The sequence below is a fragment of the Clostridium aquiflavi genome (assembly GCF_031344075.1).
GTDB lineage: Bacteria > Bacillota > Clostridia > Clostridiales > Clostridiaceae > Clostridium > Clostridium aquiflavi.
The window spans coordinates 1-19,270 of sequence record NZ_JAVJAN010000014.1; the positions used below are offsets into that span (position 1 = coordinate 1).

Genomic DNA, 19,270 nt, shown 5'->3' on the forward strand with positions numbered 1-19,270 from the left:
GTACCCCTAAAGAATAAAAAATAATCATATGCCGCACCATTATTCCTGCACTGCGTTTGGAAAGGGCGCATGGCTAAAAAAATCCACGGCTCCAAAGTCGCCTTAGCGATTTTGTTCTTTTTACAACAAAATGAGCCGTTGCAAAACTAAATTTTAAGTAAGTTTTGCAACAGCCACAATTTTTATTATTTTATCTAATTTATGTTCTCTTATTATTTTGCAGTTTCTTTAGTTGATGGAAGTATAACTTCTACTTCTGAGTGTGGACGTGGGATAACGTGAACTGACACTAATTCTCCAACACGTTGTGCAGCAGCAGCTCCTGCATCAGTAGCAGCTTTTACAGCTCCTACGTCGCCTCTTACCATAACTGTTACAAGACCGCCACCAATATATTCTTTACCTATTAAATAAACATTTGCAGCTTTCACCATAGCGTCTGCAGCCTCAATTGAACCAACTAATCCTTTTGTTTCTATCATTCCTAATGCATCAAATTTCATTTTAAATTCCTCCTAATTTCTTCATTATTATTTTGTTATTTTTATATTTTAATTTTTTATTTCACAATTTTAATTTTTGACTTTGAATTAACAATCATTGCATTTGCTTCATCTATATCAATATGGCATTCAAGTGCGCAATCATCATTTGCTCTAATTGCTACATTATTGTAAATGCCACCTCTCAAACCATCAAATTGTATTGAAACTATCTGTCCATCTTCAACATCAAAATGCTTAGCATCTTGTGGTGTCATGTGAATATGCCTTTGTGCAACAATCAAACCTTCTTGAAGCTGTACTGAACCTTTTGGACCAATTAAAGTAATTCCAGGTGTTCCACATAAATTTCCAGATAACCTTGTATGTGGTGCAACACCAAGACTAAAACAATCTCCAGCTAATACTTCAACTTGTGTTTTACTTCTAATAGGTCCAAGTATTCTAACTTTTTCAATAGCACCTTTAGGACCACAAATGGTTAAAGTCTCCTTGCAGGCATACTGACCTGGCTGTGATAAATCTTTAATCTTTGTCATTTTATAACCTTCACCAAACAAAATATCTAAATCTTTTTTTGAAAGATGTATATGTCTATTTGAAATACCTACTGGAATTTCCCATGAATCTTTTTTCGCTTCTCCATTAGCTAAATTAGCTTGTAAAGTTTCCAGCAGAAGTTTCAACATAGCTTCACATTCATCCATCTATGCTTCCCCCTTCATCACCTTAACTAACTTATTAATCATATCCAAAAGTTCTTCATTGTTAGCATTTTTAATATCATCAGTATTGATACACTTTGATGCAGCTGCATACTGATCAGGGCTCAAGCTTCCACATTGATTTTGTGTATGGTGACAATTATTTTCTGTTTTAATGTGATTAAAAGTTGGATCGTTAGAAGCTAATGTTGCACAATCCTTTAAACCATATGCAACTCTCTTGATGTTAATCAAGTGCATTGGGGTAACATTTTCAGAAACTGAACTACCGCCCCAAGTACCACAACCTAGTGTAAATGATGGTATAAGTCCTGTACTTGCACCTGTTCCACCTTGGCTACCACCAGTATTAACTAAAATACGTGATGCTGGCTTTCTAGCAAATTTCATTACTATATCTCTATCTTCAGTATGAATACTCATTGTATGACCTATTCCATTTTGAAGTAATTCAATACTTAATTCACATGCTTCATGCCAATCCTTTACTGTATAGAATGCAAGTACTGTTGTAAGTTTTTCAAAAGATAATGGATAACCTTCACCAACACCCTTTTGTTCTCCTATAAGTACCTTTGTATCTTGTGGAATAGAAATTCCTGCTGAACTCGCTATAACTTGTGGAGATCTACCTACAAATTTAGCATTCATGCTATGCCCATTCTTAAACAACAGATTACAAACTTTATCTGTTTCTTCTGCTGTCATGAAATATCCGCCTTGTTTCTTTAATTCTGCAACTACTTCATCATGATTACATTCTTCACATATAATAGATTGTTCTGATGCACAGATTGTACCATTATCAAATGTTTTACTTGCAATAATATTTCTTATAGCTTTTTCAACATTTGCACTTCTTTCTATATATGCTGGAGAGTTTCCTGCCCCTACTCCAAGTGCTGGTTTTCCTGAACTATAAGCAGCTTTTACCATTCCTGGACCACCTGTTGCTATTATTATAGCAACTTCTTTACTCTTCATTAATTCATTTGTAGCTCCAATTGTTGGAGTAGAAACACAACCAATAATATTTTCTGGAGCTCCAGCTTCTATAGCTGCCTCATTCATCAATTTAGCTGCTTTTATTGTACATTGTGCTGCTGATGGATGTGGTGAAAATACTATTGCGTTACGAGATTTTATAGCAATCATTGCTTTAAAAATAGCTGTAGATGTTGGATTTGTTGAAGGTACTATTCCCATTACTAATCCAACTGGTTCAGCAAGTTCTATTAACTTATTAGCCTCATCTTCTTTAATAACACCAATAGTTTTCATATCTTTAATTGAATCATATAATATAGTAGATGCCATATGATTCTTATAAGTTTTATCTTCAACCTTACCAAAACCAGTTTCTTCTACTGCCATTTGTGCTAAGCAAACAGCATTTTCTTCTGCAACCTTAACCATGTTGCATAAAATTTTATCAATTTGTTCTTCAGTATAATCAGCAATTTTTTCTGCCGCAACTTTTCCTAAGCGAGCAAGGTTTCTTGCTTCTTGTATTGAACACAAATCTCTATCAAAATTCTCCATATCAAATTACTCCTTTTTAACGTATTTGTGTATTAAAGTTACTCATAATATGCTCTAAATTTTGTTATTAATAGCTTTTTACTTGCTTTAGAAATTTTTCCTTCCGTAACTTTAAAATCTTTGTATTGACGAGCTAATTCTCTAAGTTTTGCTACTTTAAGATTAGATAGTATCTTAAGAGTTTTTTCTATTCCACTTTCATTTACTAAATTATCTACAGTAGCTTTTTGTAAATTGTTTAAATCAATTTTTGAATCATTAGAATGTTCCTCTTTTAACTTCTTAGGTAATGAATGATCTATTGTTAAATTTATTTTTTCAGACTTAGTATCTATACAGTCAATATTTTCATCTTTTTCTAAATTCGTTTCCTCAGAATCATTGATTATACAATCAATGGTTTCTATTGTTTCTTCTTTTTTAGAAATTTCATTCTTAATAACCTCAACTTCAACAACCTCATTTAGGTTTTCACAAATCTCATTTTCAGATTTAGACGAAACTTCTAACTTTTTTAAAGAACTTTTTATTCCAATTATATTATCTAATTCATCATGAGGACGAGGTATCACATGTTCTGAAATCAACAATTTACTATCTAGTTTTTTTACAGCTGCAACGCCAGCCTCTACAGCTGCTTTTACTGCGCCTACATCTCCAGTTACTGCGATTGAAACAAGGCCTCCACCTACATAAGTTTTCTCCAAAATGCTAACATCTGCTGACTTAAGCATTGTGTCTGCACCTTCAATAGCTGCCAGTAATCCTCTTGTTTCTATTAACCCAAGTGCTTGCATAGTTTATCCTCCCTAAAGTTTGCTATAAGAGATCTGCCCAATTGGCAGGATATGTTGAATAAAATACCCTTGCCTTATCAGGTGAACCCCAAACTACCTTAGAACCTGATGGTACAAATAATACATCTCCTGGATATGCAGTAAATGTCTTACCATTGATTTCAATTGTTAAGGTACCTTCAATAACATAATCAATTTCTTCATAAGTTAGCTCCCAATCAAATTTTGAATTTTCAATTACTAAAAATCCAGCACTCATTTTAGATTCATTTTTACTAACTAATTCTTGATAATAAGCTTTTGCATTTGGATTTCCTGTATCAAATACATCCATTTTAACTGTATTGCCTCTAACAACTTTCAATCCACCAGAATCACATTCTGAAACATATGGCATATTTTTATCTTTTTTTAAGCAATTAAGCATTTCCTGCAAGAGACCCTTTTCCATCATAGATTTAAAGAAGCTTAGAAGCATTTCACTGTCCATTCCATCGGCACAAACTTTTGGAATTTCAGAATGTTGTACTTCACACTTAGGCGCTTCTGTAGAAAATACTATACCATTAGCTTTTGCTAAATCCTTAGCTGACGGTGTTATAATCACATTATCATCAACATAGAATTTAGTTTCACCTTGTTTTATCAAGGCTTCAATATCTTTTATACAAATCAATTTTTTCATATCCTCACATCCTTTCATTAATATACTTTTAGATAGTTATTAAATCTAAAACTTATTTAAAGTAAAGACTGTAATAATCTATCAGATGGAGATGGTATAACCTCAGCATTAACTAATAAACCTTTTTCTTCTGCAATAGACTTTCCTGCATCAATACCAGCTTCAACTGCAGCTACATCACCGGTAAAAGTAAAGAATGATTTTCCTCCTAATCCAGTTCCAAGTCTTAGATCTAATGGTTCTAAATTAGCAGCCTTTAAAATAGCATCAGCAGCTATAACCATGGTTGCTAAAGAGAAAGACTCCATAATTCCTAATGCCTGTATACTATCAGGCATTGTTGCACCAGTAATTGCTGGAAAAACTAAAGGATTAACATTAGGTATAATAATTGAATCTACCCAAAATTCTCCTGCTATTTTTTCCCCTACACTTACTGATTCTTTAACAGCTGCAACATCACCATTAACTATAGCTATATATTTTCCAGGACAAACAGAATTAGCTGTAACTATTTCAACATCAGAAGTCTTTAACATTTGATCTGTTGCATAAATACCACGTGAAATACTTGTAAATTCAACCATTCCTATTGCATTGGCCATATTAATCCCTCCTTATGGCTACAAAACCATCTTCATTTTTAATTACAGTTCCTGAAATACTTGCATGAATTGTAGCACCTAAACTACCTTCTGGAATTTTACCAATTACTTCACCATTCTCAACATGTTGTCCTAGATGTACACAGGCAATTGAAGGTGCACCTACATGTTGTTGCATTGCAATATATACAATTTCAGAATCTACTAAACCATCTATCATAGGAGCTGGTTTATCAAAATCTCGTAACCCTAATCTTGCTATAAGTCTCTTACTTGGTACTAAGCGATACTCTCTAGCTTGTCTTGCTTCAAACTTATCTTGAACTGGCTTGTATCTAATATTTTGTTCTGCCAGCTTTTGTTTAAAATATAGATTTGATGATTTAGGATATAATCCTGCTGGACATGAAAATAGCTCACATAAATTACACTGACAACATAGTTGTGCAATTTTTTGTCCTTCAATATTATCCAAGTTGTAAGACATAGCTCTCATCATCTTGTGTGGTTGTGTATTATGTCCAAGTAGAAAACGTGGACACATATCTGTACACATACGACATTGCTCACAAGAAGATTTATTTATCTTTTTTGCTTGATCCATGGTAACAGATTTTTTACGAATCAGCGGATGATCATTTTTTAATATTACAAATCCTTTATTTTTCTTTGTAACATACCCGTCTAGATTTTTCATAACTGGGCCCATCATAGGTCCACCATCAATGACTGAATACTTATCAAAATTTTCAATTCCACTAAGTTTTAACACATCTATAATAGGAATTCCTACTGGAACTTTTACAGTTTTTCTATTTGGTATATCCCCTGCAATGGTAATGTATTTTTCAGTAACTGATTTTCCCATAGAAGCATTATAAATGTTTAATGCTGTTTCACTGTTTACTACTACACATCCAACTTGAATTGGTATACCAGCTTCTGGTACAACTCTTCCTGTTAATTCATAAACAAGAACTTGTTCATCTCCTGCAGGATAAATATCTGGAAGCTCTTTTACTTCTATTAAATCTCCTACATGTAATTCATTAATTCTATTTCTTAAAATAGATATTACTTCTTTATGCTTTCCTTTGATTCCTATAATACCTTTATTAGCGTTAACTATACTTCTTGCAGTTTCAAACCCTTTTATAACTTCATCCGGAAATAATTCCATTAACTGTTGATCAACTCTTAAAAGGGGTTCACATTCAGCTCCATTAAGAAGTATATATTCAGCTTTTGATGCAAGTTTCGCATGTGTGGGAAATCCTGCTCCACCAGCACCTATAACACCAGCATCTTTTACCATATCTAAAAGACTCATCTTAATACCTCCTGAATCTATACAAAATTGCAATCTTCATCTATTATTCCAACAACAACAGCATCTACCGGAATATCATCGCTTCCTAACATTCTTCGTGCTGAAGCTCCTGTACAAATAATGACTCTATCACCTATTCCTGCACTAATGATATCCACTACTACTAGCCTTCTACCTTGTCTGCTTCCGCCAATTTCTTCAGCTAACATAAACTTAAAACCATTAAGTAATTCTGTCTTTCTGGTTGCCCATACATTATCAATTAATTTTGCTATTATCATAAACTCTTGCCTTCTTCCATCTTAAGTTTAATTTCTTTAACTGCAGATTCAACTGATGCTGTATCTCCAAAAATTCCAATTAATATCATATGTTGAGGACAATTTCCTCTAATATCTTCAACTGTAACTCCAACAGCTTTTTCAGCGATATCAGCTGCAAAAATCATATCAATCATTCTACCTTGTACAAGGCCTACTGCATCAATATCATTTAAATCTGTTTTACAATTCGCTCCCATACGCCGTCTAAGAATATCTATTGTACTCTCAGAAGGTGATTTTATAATTCTAAAATCCACCTTTTAACACTCTCCTTATTCGATAATTTCTTTTGTACAGCTAAGAGCTATCCCTAATGGAGTAACGAACATAGGATTGTGGGGTTTATGAGTGTATATTCCTGTTTGTTTTTCTATAATTTTTTCTATACCTTCTAAGCAGCATGTACCACCTACTAAAGATATTTCCTTAACATCATGACCATCTATATGCTTATTTATGATTGCAGCAACTTTTTCAACTACAGGCTTTAATATAGGCAATAATTCTTTATGCTTTTCACTGTCTCTTTTGTATTTATCAGCGTCTCCAAAAGACATACCATATGCTCCTGAAATAACTAATGAAAAATGAGTTCCACCTGTAGGTTCATCAGCAACATATACAACTTTTCCATTTTTCAAAATAGAAATACCTGTTGTTCCACCACCAATATCTACAACTGCACCATTTTCTATTTTAAGTACTGCATTTGCAGCTGTAGGTTCATCTAATAGACTTGTTAATTCAAATCCAGCAGCTTGTACTACATTCTTAATTGCCCCTGAATCCAAAGCATCTGTTCCTGGTGGAATTGCTGCTGCTGCATAAAGTAATTCTGCACCTAATTTTTCCTCAAGTTCCTGCTTTAATTCTCTAACAATTCTTACTGCTCCAATATAATCAACAATCATACCGTCACGGACTACATCTGCATATCTGTATACACCTGCAACTGGTTTATAGTTTTCATCTAAAACTGCTAATACTATACAGGCAGTTCCAAGGTCAACACCTGTGTAATATGTAGATGTTTCACTTACAATGGTTTTATTTATAACTTCTTCAAAATCATGAACAAGATTATCGCAGTATTCAAAATTTATGCTTTTCTCTGACATTTTCCCCCTCCAATAGTTAGACAAATCATTTGAGATAATGAATTAATAATTGCGTTAATATTTTTTATAATTTGATTTCCTACGTTATGATTGTCTCCATATACTTCAAACACAATTGGTTCTATTTCACGAATAGCACAACGTAGTGCATTTAACTTTAAAATTTCGTTGCTTTTTTCAAGTTGCATATGAAATTCTGTTATTTCACAACAATCATCAATATCATCACAAAAATTCTCTGAATTTATTCCAGTACATTCTTTATGGCAAGGTTGTTCAATTGTACTTTTTCCTTCTATAAAATTTCTAATGTTTGAAATTCTTTTTTCTAAATTAATAATACTTTGTGCTAAAATAATATCTTCCTTTATAATTTCACTACTAGTAACAAGGAATAATGCCTCTATAGATTTTAGTTTGAAGCAAATCTTCTTATTAAAATTTTTATTTTCCTTTGGCAATGCTTCTGATTGCTTTACTATAGGAATTTTATTATTTTTGCAAGAAGCATCATCCCACATCTTTATACCTTTATCTGACAGATATTGTCTTGCTCCAGGCGTAAGACGCTCTCCTTGATCTAATTCGTAAACACTAAAAGGTTCTTTCTTATATAAGGATCGCAAATACTCTTCAGTAATAAATTTCATCATTGCCCCCCTTTACTTTTACCTTTTTTCAAATAAATATTTTTTTAAATCATCAATACCCGTTTCATTTGGAAAACTAACATGAAAATATGGTTCTAAGACTCCTATCATTTTTAGCTGCCTTAAACATAACTTTTCATTTTCAGGCATCAAGTCGCTTTTTGTTATTACACCAATTACAGGACATCTAAATGATTTCGCAAAGCCATGAGAATATACTTCTGTGCATCTAGATTGATCTACTAAAATCAAAATATGAGATGCATCCTGAGAAGTTGCAATTATGTGTTTATACATCCAAGCATTTTCTATATAGGAACCAGGGACATCTATAGTATTTTCACCATAAATAATTTCCTGTGTTCTTCTTACTTTTCCATCATAATTATTTAATGCATTAACCAATGTAGTTTTGCCACAATATGAAGGACCTATTACCATTATTCTCTTCTTTCTCATGTTCTTGTAATGGGAGCCTGAGTAAATCCAAGCAAGTTTTTCAATGTATCATTTACTGCATTTAGTGCTGTCTCAACACTTTCTACATCACCATTTATAACTACTGATCCTGTAAAACGATCTAAAAATCCGATTTCAACATCTGAAGCCTTTGCCGCAATATCAGCTGCAATAATAGCTGTTTCAAAAGGAGTCAAAGTTAAAATTCCTATAGCTCCCTTTTCATCAATTCCTAGACGTTCATATATATCAGGCATTGGTGATGCAATAACATGAGCTATTGTAATTTGCTTTCCAGGTACTGACTCTTGTATAACACGCTCAATATTTCTTTCAAGAAATTCTCCCATAACTCTTACCTTCCATTTTATTATCTATTTAAAAATTCTTTAGTGACGAATCACTTTAACTGTTAAATCATATTTCTTAATCCAGCTTTCAATTTTATCTAAATCTTCATTATTTAAGCTTGGATCTCCTTCAATAGGATATTCAATTCCTAGTTGATTATATTTATTTACCCCCATCTTATGATAAGGAAGCAAATCAATGCCTTTGAAGTTTTTATAATCCTTAAACTGAATTAAAAATTTCATAACATTTTCAATATCTTCATTACTATCATTTACTCCTTTTAATAAAGGCATTCGAATCTTAACATTATATTTACGACGAATAAGTTCTTTTAAATTCTCTAAAATTTGTTCATTTCTCACTCCAGTTAATTGGAAGTGCCTGTCAGAATCAATATGCTTTATATCAAATAGGAACAAATCTGTGAACTCAGCAACCTTTAGCACTGATTCTAGCTTTGCATAACCGCAAGTTTCAATTGCAGTGTTTATTCCCTCTTGTTTACATGCCATAAGCAGGTTGCAAGCAGCTTCTGGTTGCATTAAAACTTCACCACCACCTAATGTAACACCACCACCGGAAATATCATAAAATGCTCTATCTTCTTCTATAATCTCTAAAAGTTCAGAAATAGTTTTTACCTGTCCTACTATAGATAATGAAGATTCAAGACAAGCATCAACACATTTCCCACATCCAAGGCAATCAATATTACGATTCACTTCGTGTTTTAGACTTTCCTTTGAAATAGTATGTATTCCTACTGGACAAGCATCAACACAAGCACCACAATTAACACATGAATTATTTTTAAACATTACCCTATATTTTTTTATCATTCCTTCAGGATTAGCACACCATTTACAACGTAAAGGGCATCCTTGGAAAAATATAAGAGTTCTTATTCCTGGTCCATCATACATATTGTATTTTTGTATATTAAAAATTGTTGCTTTTCGTTCAATCATTCCTAAATTCATATTCCCCATAGTATTCAATCTCCAGTTTTATTTATCTTGATTTTAAATAATGTTTTAAATGTTCCTTGCACACTAACATGATTTAACTCATGTTAGTGACAAGTTTTATAAAAATTAATTTAATGTCAAAATATACTTCTTTACTATCTGCAATTTGTAAAACAATTTACAGCATTTTAAAAGTGTGTAAGCATAGTTCTACTAATAATTTCATCTTGAACATCTTTGCATAATTCAACGAAGAATGCACTATATCCAGCAACACGTACAATTAAATCACGATATTGTTCTGGATGTTTTTGCGCTTCAATTAACGTATCATTATCTAGGTAGTTAAACTGAACTTCACCAAGACCAAGAACACATGCACTACGCAATAAAGTAATAATGCCATCTTCTCCTTCTTTGGTATCTAATAATCCAGATATAAGCTTAAAGTTATGAACCATACCTATATTCATACTGTCACAAGACATTTTAGAAACTGATTTTATAATTGCAGTAGGGCCCTTATAGTCAGATCCTTGTGATGGACTTATACCATCAGATAACGGCATCCATGCTCTACGTCCGTTTGCTGTTGCTCCAGTTAACTGACCAAATGGAGTGTTATTAGATATTGATAAAGTACCATGACTAAGTACTGAATATAATGTCTTAAATTTACGATGTTCTAGTTCTGTAAAATTGATTAAATCAGCAGCAATATAATCTGCATAATCATCATCATTACCATACTTAGGTGCCTCTAAACAATCTTTTCTAAGTTTTTCATATCCAACAAAATCAGCTTTTAATGCTTCATTTAATTCTTGCAATGTATATTTCTTTTCTTCAAATACTAACTTTTTAATAGCTGCCATAGAATCTGTATAAGTTGCAAGTCCACTCCATATTACTCCCGGCCCAAAGTTATACATAGCTCCGCCAGCTTCAACACCTCTACCATTATCCATACAACCTTCATACATAATAGACATAAGAGGTTTTGGTGCAAGTTCTTTATGAACACGTTGTGAAATTACAGTAGCAACACTTGTCCACTTAGTAATGTATTTTATTTGTTCCTTAACAGCACTTTCAAATTCCTCATAATTTTTAAAACTATTTATATCTCCCATATTAGGGCAAACTTGTTTTTCATACCAAAGAGGAATACCATTGTTAAGTACAAGTTCTATACATATAGGCCATTGAGTATATGCTGTAGATGTCCATTGATATAATCTTCCTGATTTTTGAGGTTCAACACATCCCATTAAGCAGTAATCTCTTGCATCCTCTATAGAAACACCTTTAGCAAGCATCATTTTTATATGCACATCATCAAAGTGACAAGCTGGGAATCCCATACCTGCACGAATTACATCCACAATTTTCTTAAGGTACTTTTGTGGTGATTGGTTATGAATACGACAAGCTAATGATGGTTGATAAATTTTAACATGACGAACTGCATCCATAAGCAGATAAGTCAATTCATTTGTAGCATCTCGTCCTTGTCTATCAACACCACCAACACACATATTGACAAATGGTTGATAACCTGCGAAGAATTTAGAACCACCTTCACTTGTAATCCACATCATTTCAGACATTTTAATAAGCATACATCCTGATAATTCAAATGCCTCAAAATCATTCATACGACCACTTTCAATATCATTTTTATAATATTCATACATGTATTGGTCAACACGTCCTATAGACATACCTGTTTGATTTTCTTCAACTACTAGTAAAGATTCAATAGTCCAAACAGCTTGAATCGCTTCCCAGAATGTACTTGGTTTATGTGCTGGTACTCTTGCATTAATTTCAGATATTTTTTGTAATTCTGCTTTACGCTTAGGATTTGTTTCTTTTTCGGCTAATTCAGCAGCATATTTAGATAAACGCTTAGCATAAATCATAACACCTTCAGTAGTATCAATAATTGCTTTATAGAAATAGATTTTTTCTATATGTTCTGGATTTTCATAATCAAGTTTTTCAAGATGTTCTTTTGCTTCTAATTGAATATCTAGCATACCCTTTTTCATTAGAATTACATCATATCCTGGATTTGAATCTCCTCCACCATTAATAGCATGATATGAACAATCTGAAACAAATGACTCTCCTGAAAGCTCCCATACTCCTGCTTCACGATATTGATTTTCACAATATTCATCAACAGATTTACCTGCCCAATATGGGAACAATTCTTCACGCATAATCTTCTTATCTTCTTCAGAAATATAGAATGGATCTTGCGCTCTTGTACCTATAGTATCTATTTCATCAACCATCCATCTCCATGCAATATCTGGAGAAAAAGCGCCAGCACGAGGTGCACCACAAGGAGCTCCTACAATCAATTCATTATCTTGAATTACTAATGGTGCAGTTTCACAGCAATATTTAAAACATTTAGCACGTAATAAAATCTTAGGCATGCCTGGATTTTCTTTAGCTATTTTAGTAATTGCCCTAGCACGATAAGTAGTTATTGATGGAACTTGTTTCAAATAATTTTCTTTTAATTTTAATAAACGTTGTGTTATTCCATCTGGAATTTTATCGCCTTCAGTACATACTACATGTTCTAAAACAGGTTCTTCTTTTGTGATTTCTTTTGAAACACCCTCAAATATCTTCATTAAACATTCACGTTCTTCAGCAGACATGTTTTGAGTGGCTTCTACAAATTTGTTTGAAAATTCACGAATATCCAATTTTTTACCTCTCATTCTTTAAATATATTTCAGACTTATAGCCTGATTGTTTAGTTTATTTTAAGTCTTTAATAACTTCTTTTAAGATATTTTGTAGAAATTCTACGTTATCTATGTCACATACTTCTGATTTTTTTTCAATGTTATCACATAAACCTTTATCTGATAACACTGAATCAATAATCTCATTTGTTTTACGTACTCCATATCCAACCTTACGAATATATATTAAGTTCATCGGAGAAACGTTATCGGATGTCATTCCATGACCTGCTGATCCACTTCCTAACGTCATTGAAGGAAACAAATTAGTTGTCGCTCCCATACTTCCAAAAGAACCTGGAGTATTTACAAGTACTCTACCAACTGGTTTTTTTAAAGCGAATTGACGAATCACTTCTTCATCTTTTGAATGAATTATTAGTGTATGTCCATGTCTTTCACTAAGTAACAATTCAATACACTTTTCACAAGCATGCATCCAATCATCCTCAATATAGTAAGATAAAACTGGACAAAGCTTTTCTCTAGAATAAGGATTGCCTTTTGACACATATTTTTGTTCTGAAATCAAAACCTTTACATCATTTGATACAATAAATCCTGCTCTTTTAGCTAAGTATTGAGGCGATTTGCCAACCACTTCAAAATCAACGCTTCCATCTGTATGATAAAAGATAGATCCAAGCTTTTCAGATTCATTTGCATCCATAAAGTAAGCTCCATTTTTTTGTAACTCTTTTTTCACTTCAGATGCAATTGGACTATCTACAACTATCGACTGTTCAGCTGCAGAAACCACACCATTGTCAAATATCTTACTATCAATAATATCTTTTACAGCTTGTCTTATATCAGCTGTACGTTCTATAAAAGCAGGTCCATTACCTGTACCACCATAAATTACTGGTTTGCCTGATTTATATGATTCCTTTAACAAACCTGGAACTCCTGTGTTCATTATTAAAGAAGTATCTCTATGATTCATTAATTCAGCAGTTCCACTAGGTGTTACATTATGGAGATATGCAAGTGCTCCTTCTGGTAAACCATATCCTTCAGCAGCTCTAATTAAAATATCAAGAGTTTTACTCATAGTATTTTTCGCTCTTGGATGAGGAGAAAATATAATAGCATTTCCTGATTTAATTGCAATTAATGCTTTATATATTGTAGTAGAGACAGGACTAGTTGATGGGCAAAATGCTATGATTACACCCATAGGTACACCTACATCCATAGTCTTATTCTCTTTATCTTCATTAATTATACCTACACATTTCATGCCCTTTAATCTATTAAACAAATACTTGCAAACAAAACGATTTTTTATACATTTATCTTCCCATTTACCATAATCTGTTTCATCACTAGACATCTTAGCAAGTTCTGAAATATGCTTTTTAATTTCCTCTATCATCCGTTCAACGATCTCATCAAGCTTTTCCTGTGAGAATGTTGCTAATTTTCTTTGTGCTTCTCGAGCATTTTCAACAAGAATTCGTGATTCTTGTATGGAGAGTAAATCATTATCAATAGTACTCATTTTCTTCTCTCCTTTTCATTAGAAATATTTTTTTAATTCCAACATATTCTACTTAATATGCATAAGTCTTCACCTTTATGGAAGTAAATTTTCAATCTTATAACGCGCAATAATCTTTTCAAGATCCTGATGTGGACTTGCAATAACAACTGAGCTATAAACATTACCATTTTCCATATCATTAACAGCTTTTACGCCAGCTTCTACTGCCGCTTTACAGGCTCCTACATCTCCACGAACCAATACAGAAATGTAACCTGATGCAACATTTTCATAGCCTATAAGTTCAACATCTGCTGCCTTACACATAGCATCGGCTGCTTCTAAAACAAAAACTAGACCAAAAGTTTCAATTAATCCTAAAGCTTGATATCTTGCCATCTCTATATCCTCTCTCTTCCTTGTTTTTATGAATCAACATCATGTACAGAAACAATATCTCCAACTTCTCTAATAGGACGTGGCATAACATTTTTTGCTGTTAATTTACCTATAGCAGCAGCAGCTTCAGCACCTGCTTCTACAGCTGATGTAACTGCTGCTACATCACCCTTAATCATTATTGTAACAAGGGTTGATCCTACATTTTCATATGAAATCAACTCCACATTTGCAGCCTTTAACATTTTGTCTGCCGCTTCAATTGCTGGAACCATTCCTAATGTTTCTACAAGACCTAAAGCTTCTTCACCATAATATCTCATTTAGAATACCTCCCTTCCTTGTTATTAACCTTTAATATATTTATTAATTGTTTCTGCTCCTTCTTTGTGTGCATGATAATAAACCCTTAATTCACCATCATTGTCCAAATCAAATCTTGTTTCTTCAAGAAGTCCATTAGCTTCAGCTGTCATTAATGCTGTTAATACATCTTTCTTGTTAAGAGCTTTAAAATTGCCATACTCATCTTTTAATGCATCTATAACATCATCAGTACACGCTTCTTTAACTTTAGTGAAATATTTTAGAATTGCATAATTAAGTGGTTTCATTACTTAGCTTCCCCCTTTTTTCTAAATAAATCTAATGGGTTCATAGCTATTGTTAATATTCCAAATACCATTAACACAGCTGCAATCCAAACTATAGGAGGTAATGCCCATCCATCTATTTTGCAAAATACTCCAAGTACAATCCAGCAACAGAATGGACCCCAGAATGAGAATGTACCATTACATGCCATGCCAAGTGCAGCACCACACATACTATTACCGTTATACCAACACATATAAGAAACGAATGCGAAAAGACCACTTAAAGCAAAGCAAATCATAGCAGGTCCGCTTGTAAATGCTTTACCAACTAAATTAGCTGAAAAACCAACACTTCCGCCAAAAATAATACCAAATATAGGTACTAAAATTATTAAGTTTGAAAGACCTGATGTTGCTTGACGTATAGTAATACCAATCTCTGAATCAATCATGGATGTACCATAACCAGCTACGCAGCCTTCAAATCCCCATCCTAGAGCAGCGATAAATGCTATACAAATACCTAAAAACATCCCTTCTGGAGCATCTCCCCCAATACTTGTACTACCAATCATAAAACTAGATAAAACACAAATACCTATACCAAGCATCATACGTTTATTTAATTCTTGTTTAAATAAAACCCTACCTAAAATAGCACCAATAGCTGGACAAAGAGCAGTAATCGGAATAACAATTGAACCTGCCATTTGAAGACCAACAACATAAGCTGTGCTTGCAATAGGACCACCTATAAGAGCTGCCAAAATCATTACTCCACCCGGAGTAGTTTTAATACATCTAAAGAAATCTCCAATTTTCCCTTTTACTATTGCATAAAGTATAGCCCAAACGGCACTACATGTATCATTTACCGCACTACCAAGTGCACCTAGTAAGTAAGTAATAACAAGCAATGATAAACCCGCTGTGTTTTCTCCATACCAATCTGCCCAAACTCCCTTAGTCATACCAAGTGTTAAAAATGCTGAATAAAATCCATACATTAATCCTGAAAATAAAGCAATTGAAATACCTTTTTTAAGAAAGTTAGATGATAACTTCTTTTTAGCAGCAATTGCAGACAAATTATCTACACCTGACATTTCACTCATAAACTAAAACCCCTTTCATTCATAAACATTAAATATATTGTTAAAAATATATTGTTAAATAAAAATTTATACTGACTATATTTGAAGCTAAGTAAACAATAAGATATCTAGTAAAGGTTTACAAGAGCCATTTAGAATTTTATTCAAATACAGTCTCATAGGATTCACAATTGTTATAATTTTATTAACATCTATTATCTGATTTTGAAATTACAGAATAACTTTTCATTTTTTATATCTTTGTAAGTATTTTTATCATTAATTAAATTATAGTCCTTACCCCCTAGGGGAAAGTCAATAGAATATTTTATATATGAATTTACAAATTATTTTTAATTTATAAATTTATACAAATTAGAATTATATAACATTATTTAGGAAGTTAAAAATTATCTATACGCTAGGTTTAATCAATGTTTTACTATAAGCAAATCTAAAAATATTATCACATTAGTTTAAATAAATATTATGTACTTAAACTAAAAACAAGAATTCTTTTATTCTAAAAAAAAGAATTCTTGTTTAAAATACACTTATCTATCTCTTATACATTCCCCCTTAGGGCAACGTTTTCATTTAGTGGTTATTTCTTTTTTCTATTAACTTTAACCATTATTTCTGTTACAAATTTATCACTATTTTTAGTTGTCCAATAATCTGTAACATATCTTTCATATGATTTTTCTTCACATTTATAACCATTCTTACCTGCCCACACTTTTATCTTTTTATATGTTTCATCAATAGTCTCATGTGTTCCTATATGATAACAAGAAGCAACCATAAATCCTCCAAATCTAGTAGTTTCATTCTCCTTGCATTTTAGAATTGTTTCCTGCATTATCTTCATTTTATTGCAATTGCCATTAATTTTTTCCTCGAATGAAGGAAATTCTATTATCACAGGACCTGTTATAGCATTATCTATACTTTCTATGTAATTAGTAAACTCTATGTTTATTATGGAATCCATATAGTCATAATCAAAATCTTGATTTAAATAAACCATTGTACGAGCTTCAACATATTTTATAGATATATCTTTGATATCATTTTCAATTACCATCTGTGCCTCAATTATAAGATCATACCAGTCTTTTATTGATTTAAGTTTTAAATTAATTTCATTTTCTATTTCTTTAAGTTCATCAATTTTTTGACCAAAGCTTTTTTCAAAAATCGAATAATTTGTTCCTTCAAGAAATTCCTTCATTTCTTCAAGTTTAAATCCACTCTGCTTATAATATTTTATCATTGGTACAGATAGTAACGTTTTTTTGCTATAATATCTATAACCATTTTCAGCAGATACTTTATCAGGGCTTAGTATTCCTTTTTTGTCATAATATCTAAGTGCTTTTTTAGATAAATTGCAGATTTTCTCAACTTGTCCTATACAATACAATTTATTTTCTCTCATAAAATACCCCCACTTATTTTCATACTAAAATTTAACTATAATACAACCGAATATAAGCTTTTCTTATATTATTTTATATAATTGTAAGATAATATTCAATAAGTAAATAATTCATTCACATTCTTAATATTATAAATAATTAAACCTAATATTACAAATTTATATCTAATTTCAAAAAAATGAACTAATGTAATAAAAAAACCACTCATTTTTGAGTGGTTTTCATTAAACTACTTGTTTCCTGTAACTTTATCTAAAATATTTAATAAATCTTCTTTTGTTGCTTCTCTAGGATTTGCAGTTGTACAAATATCCTTCATAGCGGCATTTAAAATATCTTCCTTAACTTGATCTAATAAACTTATGTCAGCTCCCTGTTCTTTTAATGTAGTAGGAATCATTAATTTTTTTTGTAACTCAACAATATGTCTAATTAGATTATTAACTCCAATATTTACAGTAGATGCATGTAAATTTAATATTTTAGCAATTCTTTGATATTTTTTAGCAGCTACTTCATACTCTTTATTATAAAAATTGTTATTAAGTTTAGCATTATATTCTATTATATGAGGCAGTAGTATTGCATTACTTCTTCCATGAGATATATGTAGTTTACCACCTAATGCATGTGCTAAACTATGAGTAATACCAAGTCCTGCTGAATTAAACGCCATACCTGCTAAGCAAGATGCATTATGGATTTTTTCCCTTGCTAAAAGATTACCACCATTAGAAAAAGCTTCTGGTAAAAATCTAAAAGCTAAAGAAATCGCTTTTTCCGCCAAAGCATCTGAAAAATCATTAGCATTTTTTGAAACATAAGCTTCAATAGCATGGGTAATTACATCCATTCCTGTATCTGCTGTAATAACTGGAGGTACAGAAGTTACAAGTTCAGGATCAAGTATTGCTACCATAGGAAGAAGTGCTTTATCTGCTAACGCATATTTTAATCCTTCTTGCTTGTTAGTTATTACTGCATATTCAGTTACTTCAGATCCTGTACCGCTTGTAGTTGGTATTGCAAAACATTCTTCTATTTCATTGACTGATCCTAAAATTTGTTTTGAATACTCTCTTATTGCCTTAGCCGCATCAATTGATGAGCCACCACCAAGGGCTATCATAATTTGTGCATTACAAACTTGTAATGTTTGAATTCCAGCAGCAATGATTTCTACTGGAGGATCAGGTATTATATCACTAAATATTGTTACCTGACAATCAACTAACTTTTCCTGTACTTTTGCAGCCATTCCTGAAGATTCTATGAATTTATCACATACAATCAATACTCTTTTATTTTTTATTTCACTTAATCTACTTAAAGAACCTTTTCCAAAATAAACATTTGTACTAATACTAAATTCTTTCATATATATTCTCTCCTAATTTTTAAGTTTATAAAATATGAATGATTT

22 protein-coding genes are annotated in these 19,270 nt (G+C 32.0%); all 22 read right to left on the reverse strand.

The genetic code is table 11. The features are described 5' to 3' along the window. Positions 1-212: 212 nt before the first annotated feature. The 22 genes from eutM to RGC78_RS06535 all read right to left on the reverse strand — a co-directional run bounded on the left by eutM (position 213) and on the right by RGC78_RS06535 (position 19,225). Positions 213-503: an ethanolamine utilization microcompartment protein EutM gene (gene eutM / locus RGC78_RS06430; protein ID WP_012425061.1), complete on the reverse strand. Its 291-nt coding sequence runs from the start codon at positions 501-503 to the stop codon at positions 213-215. A 56-nt stretch (positions 504-559) separates the two neighbouring features. Continuing rightward, the gene (locus tag RGC78_RS06435; RefSeq protein WP_205449419.1) at positions 560-1,210 is read right to left on the reverse strand and encodes a phosphate propanoyltransferase; all 651 of its coding nucleotides are present in this window, start codon (positions 1,208-1,210) and stop codon (positions 560-562) included. Then, on the reverse strand, positions 1,211-2,770 hold the full coding sequence (locus tag RGC78_RS06440) for an acetaldehyde dehydrogenase (acetylating) (RefSeq protein WP_035782169.1): 1,560 nt from the start codon (positions 2,768-2,770) through the stop codon (positions 1,211-1,213). Between the two features lie 38 nt (positions 2,771-2,808). After that, the gene (locus tag RGC78_RS06445; protein ID WP_252226460.1) at positions 2,809-3,567 is read right to left on the reverse strand and encodes a BMC domain-containing protein; all 759 of its coding nucleotides are present in this window, start codon (positions 3,565-3,567) and stop codon (positions 2,809-2,811) included. 22 nt (positions 3,568-3,589) lie between these two features. Next, positions 3,590-4,252 (reverse strand): cupin domain-containing protein, encoded by a 663-nt coding sequence (locus RGC78_RS06450; protein ID WP_252214271.1) that lies wholly within the window; start codon positions 4,250-4,252, stop codon positions 3,590-3,592. A 56-nt stretch (positions 4,253-4,308) separates the two neighbouring features. Then, a complete protein-coding gene (locus RGC78_RS06455; RefSeq protein WP_252214273.1) occupies positions 4,309-4,857 on the reverse strand; it encodes a BMC domain-containing protein in 549 nt (182 codons plus the stop codon). A gap of 1 nt (position 4,858) precedes the next feature. Continuing rightward, the gene (locus RGC78_RS06460) at positions 4,859-6,187 is read right to left on the reverse strand and encodes a 4Fe-4S dicluster domain-containing protein (RefSeq protein ID WP_252214274.1); all 1,329 of its coding nucleotides are present in this window, start codon (positions 6,185-6,187) and stop codon (positions 4,859-4,861) included. Positions 6,188-6,204: 17 nt separating this feature from the next. Then, positions 6,205-6,468, reverse strand: a complete 264-nt coding sequence (locus RGC78_RS06465) for a EutN/CcmL family microcompartment protein (protein ID WP_252214275.1) — start codon at positions 6,466-6,468, stop codon at positions 6,205-6,207. Beyond that, positions 6,465-6,767: a BMC domain-containing protein gene (locus RGC78_RS06470; RefSeq protein ID WP_003374733.1), complete on the reverse strand. Its 303-nt coding sequence runs from the start codon at positions 6,765-6,767 to the stop codon at positions 6,465-6,467. Before RGC78_RS06470 ends, RGC78_RS06465 begins: the two co-directional genes overlap by 4 nt. Positions 6,768-6,782: 15 nt before the next feature. Next, positions 6,783-7,628 carry an ethanolamine utilization protein EutJ gene (eutJ, locus tag RGC78_RS06475; protein WP_252214276.1) on the reverse strand — a complete coding sequence of 282 codons (846 nt, stop codon included), beginning with the start codon at positions 7,626-7,628 and terminating at the stop codon, positions 6,783-6,785. After that, a complete protein-coding gene (locus tag RGC78_RS06480) occupies positions 7,610-8,281 on the reverse strand; it encodes a cobalamin adenosyltransferase (protein WP_252214277.1) in 672 nt (223 codons plus the stop codon). The genes eutJ and RGC78_RS06480 overlap by 19 nt, the downstream gene beginning before the upstream one ends. A gap of 15 nt (positions 8,282-8,296) precedes the next feature. Next, positions 8,297-8,737 carry a EutP/PduV family microcompartment system protein gene (locus tag RGC78_RS06485; RefSeq protein WP_252214278.1) on the reverse strand — a complete coding sequence of 147 codons (441 nt, stop codon included), beginning with the start codon at positions 8,735-8,737 and terminating at the stop codon, positions 8,297-8,299. After that, positions 8,734-9,087, reverse strand: coding sequence for a BMC domain-containing protein (locus tag RGC78_RS06490; RefSeq protein WP_003372783.1), 354 nt, complete (start codon positions 9,085-9,087; stop codon positions 8,734-8,736). Before RGC78_RS06490 ends, RGC78_RS06485 begins: the two co-directional genes overlap by 4 nt. 39 nt (positions 9,088-9,126) lie before the next feature. Beyond that, positions 9,127-10,080, reverse strand: a complete 954-nt coding sequence (gene cutD, locus RGC78_RS06495) for a choline TMA-lyase-activating enzyme (protein WP_012423521.1) — start codon at positions 10,078-10,080, stop codon at positions 9,127-9,129. A 167-nt stretch (positions 10,081-10,247) separates the two neighbouring features. After that, positions 10,248-12,788, reverse strand: a complete 2,541-nt coding sequence (cutC, locus tag RGC78_RS06500; protein ID WP_252214279.1) for a choline trimethylamine-lyase — start codon at positions 12,786-12,788, stop codon at positions 10,248-10,250. A 55-nt stretch (positions 12,789-12,843) separates the two neighbouring features. Next, a complete protein-coding gene (locus RGC78_RS06505) occupies positions 12,844-14,334 on the reverse strand; it encodes an aldehyde dehydrogenase family protein (RefSeq protein WP_252214280.1) in 1,491 nt (496 codons plus the stop codon). 75 nt (positions 14,335-14,409) lie between these two features. After that, complete coding sequence (locus tag RGC78_RS06510; RefSeq protein WP_252214282.1) at positions 14,410-14,715, reverse strand: BMC domain-containing protein; 306 nt, start codon at positions 14,713-14,715, stop codon at positions 14,410-14,412. 26 nt (positions 14,716-14,741) lie between these two features. After that, a complete protein-coding gene (locus RGC78_RS06515; RefSeq protein WP_003373634.1) occupies positions 14,742-15,038 on the reverse strand; it encodes a BMC domain-containing protein in 297 nt (98 codons plus the stop codon). A 24-nt stretch (positions 15,039-15,062) separates the two neighbouring features. Beyond that, positions 15,063-15,329, reverse strand: a complete 267-nt coding sequence (locus RGC78_RS06520) for a hypothetical protein (RefSeq protein ID WP_252214284.1) — start codon at positions 15,327-15,329, stop codon at positions 15,063-15,065. Then, the gene (locus tag RGC78_RS06525) at positions 15,329-16,426 is read right to left on the reverse strand and encodes a hypothetical protein (RefSeq protein ID WP_252214286.1); all 1,098 of its coding nucleotides are present in this window, start codon (positions 16,424-16,426) and stop codon (positions 15,329-15,331) included. The genes RGC78_RS06520 and RGC78_RS06525 overlap by 1 nt, the downstream gene beginning before the upstream one ends. A 583-nt stretch (positions 16,427-17,009) precedes the next feature. Next, entirely contained in the window at positions 17,010-17,846 is an 837-nt protein-coding gene (locus tag RGC78_RS06530) for a MerR family transcriptional regulator (protein ID WP_252214288.1), read from the reverse strand. A gap of 230 nt (positions 17,847-18,076) precedes the next feature. Beyond that, positions 18,077-19,225 (reverse strand): 1-propanol dehydrogenase PduQ, encoded by a 1,149-nt coding sequence (locus RGC78_RS06535; RefSeq protein ID WP_252214290.1) that lies wholly within the window; start codon positions 19,223-19,225, stop codon positions 18,077-18,079. Positions 19,226-19,270 lie beyond the last annotated feature (45 nt).

Excerpts from the sequence above, each read along its gene's own strand:
- eutM (WP_012425061.1), bottom strand. The coding sequence starts at position 503 with ATGAAATTTGATGCATTAGGAATGATAGAAACAAAAGGATTAGTTGGT.
- RGC78_RS06435 (WP_205449419.1), bottom strand. The coding sequence starts at position 1,210 with ATGGATGAATGTGAAGCTATGTTGAAACTTCTGCTGGAAACTTTACAA.
- RGC78_RS06440 (WP_035782169.1), bottom strand. The coding sequence starts at position 2,770 with ATGGAGAATTTTGATAGAGATTTGTGTTCAATACAAGAAGCAAGAAAC.
- RGC78_RS06445 (WP_252226460.1), bottom strand. The coding sequence starts at position 3,567 with ATGCAAGCACTTGGGTTAATAGAAACAAGAGGATTACTGGCAGCTATT.
- RGC78_RS06450 (WP_252214271.1), bottom strand. The coding sequence starts at position 4,252 with ATGAAAAAATTGATTTGTATAAAAGATATTGAAGCCTTGATAAAACAA.
- RGC78_RS06455 (WP_252214273.1), bottom strand. The coding sequence starts at position 4,857 with ATGGCCAATGCAATAGGAATGGTTGAATTTACAAGTATTTCACGTGGT.
- RGC78_RS06460 (WP_252214274.1), bottom strand. The coding sequence starts at position 6,187 with ATGAGTCTTTTAGATATGGTAAAAGATGCTGGTGTTATAGGTGCTGGT.
- RGC78_RS06465 (WP_252214275.1), bottom strand. The coding sequence starts at position 6,468 with ATGATAATAGCAAAATTAATTGATAATGTATGGGCAACCAGAAAGACA.
- eutJ (WP_252214276.1), bottom strand. The coding sequence starts at position 7,628 with ATGTCAGAGAAAAGCATAAATTTTGAATACTGCGATAATCTTGTTCAT.
- RGC78_RS06480 (WP_252214277.1), bottom strand. The coding sequence starts at position 8,281 with ATGATGAAATTTATTACTGAAGAGTATTTGCGATCCTTATATAAGAAA.
- RGC78_RS06485 (WP_252214278.1), bottom strand. The coding sequence starts at position 8,737 with ATGAGAAAGAAGAGAATAATGGTAATAGGTCCTTCATATTGTGGCAAA.
- RGC78_RS06490 (WP_003372783.1), bottom strand. The coding sequence starts at position 9,087 with ATGGGAGAATTTCTTGAAAGAAATATTGAGCGTGTTATACAAGAGTCA.
- cutD (WP_012423521.1), bottom strand. The coding sequence starts at position 10,080 with ATGGGGAATATGAATTTAGGAATGATTGAACGAAAAGCAACAATTTTT.
- RGC78_RS06505 (WP_252214280.1), bottom strand. The coding sequence starts at position 14,334 with ATGAGTACTATTGATAATGATTTACTCTCCATACAAGAATCACGAATT.
- RGC78_RS06510 (WP_252214282.1), bottom strand. The coding sequence starts at position 14,715 with ATGGCAAGATATCAAGCTTTAGGATTAATTGAAACTTTTGGTCTAGTT.
- RGC78_RS06515 (WP_003373634.1), bottom strand. The coding sequence starts at position 15,038 with ATGAGATATTATGGTGAAGAAGCTTTAGGTCTTGTAGAAACATTAGGA.
- RGC78_RS06520 (WP_252214284.1), bottom strand. The coding sequence starts at position 15,329 with ATGAAACCACTTAATTATGCAATTCTAAAATATTTCACTAAAGTTAAA.
- RGC78_RS06525 (WP_252214286.1), bottom strand. The coding sequence starts at position 16,426 with ATGAGTGAAATGTCAGGTGTAGATAATTTGTCTGCAATTGCTGCTAAA.
- RGC78_RS06530 (WP_252214288.1), bottom strand. The coding sequence starts at position 17,846 with ATGAGAGAAAATAAATTGTATTGTATAGGACAAGTTGAGAAAATCTGC.
- RGC78_RS06535 (WP_252214290.1), bottom strand. The coding sequence starts at position 19,225 with ATGAAAGAATTTAGTATTAGTACAAATGTTTATTTTGGAAAAGGTTCT.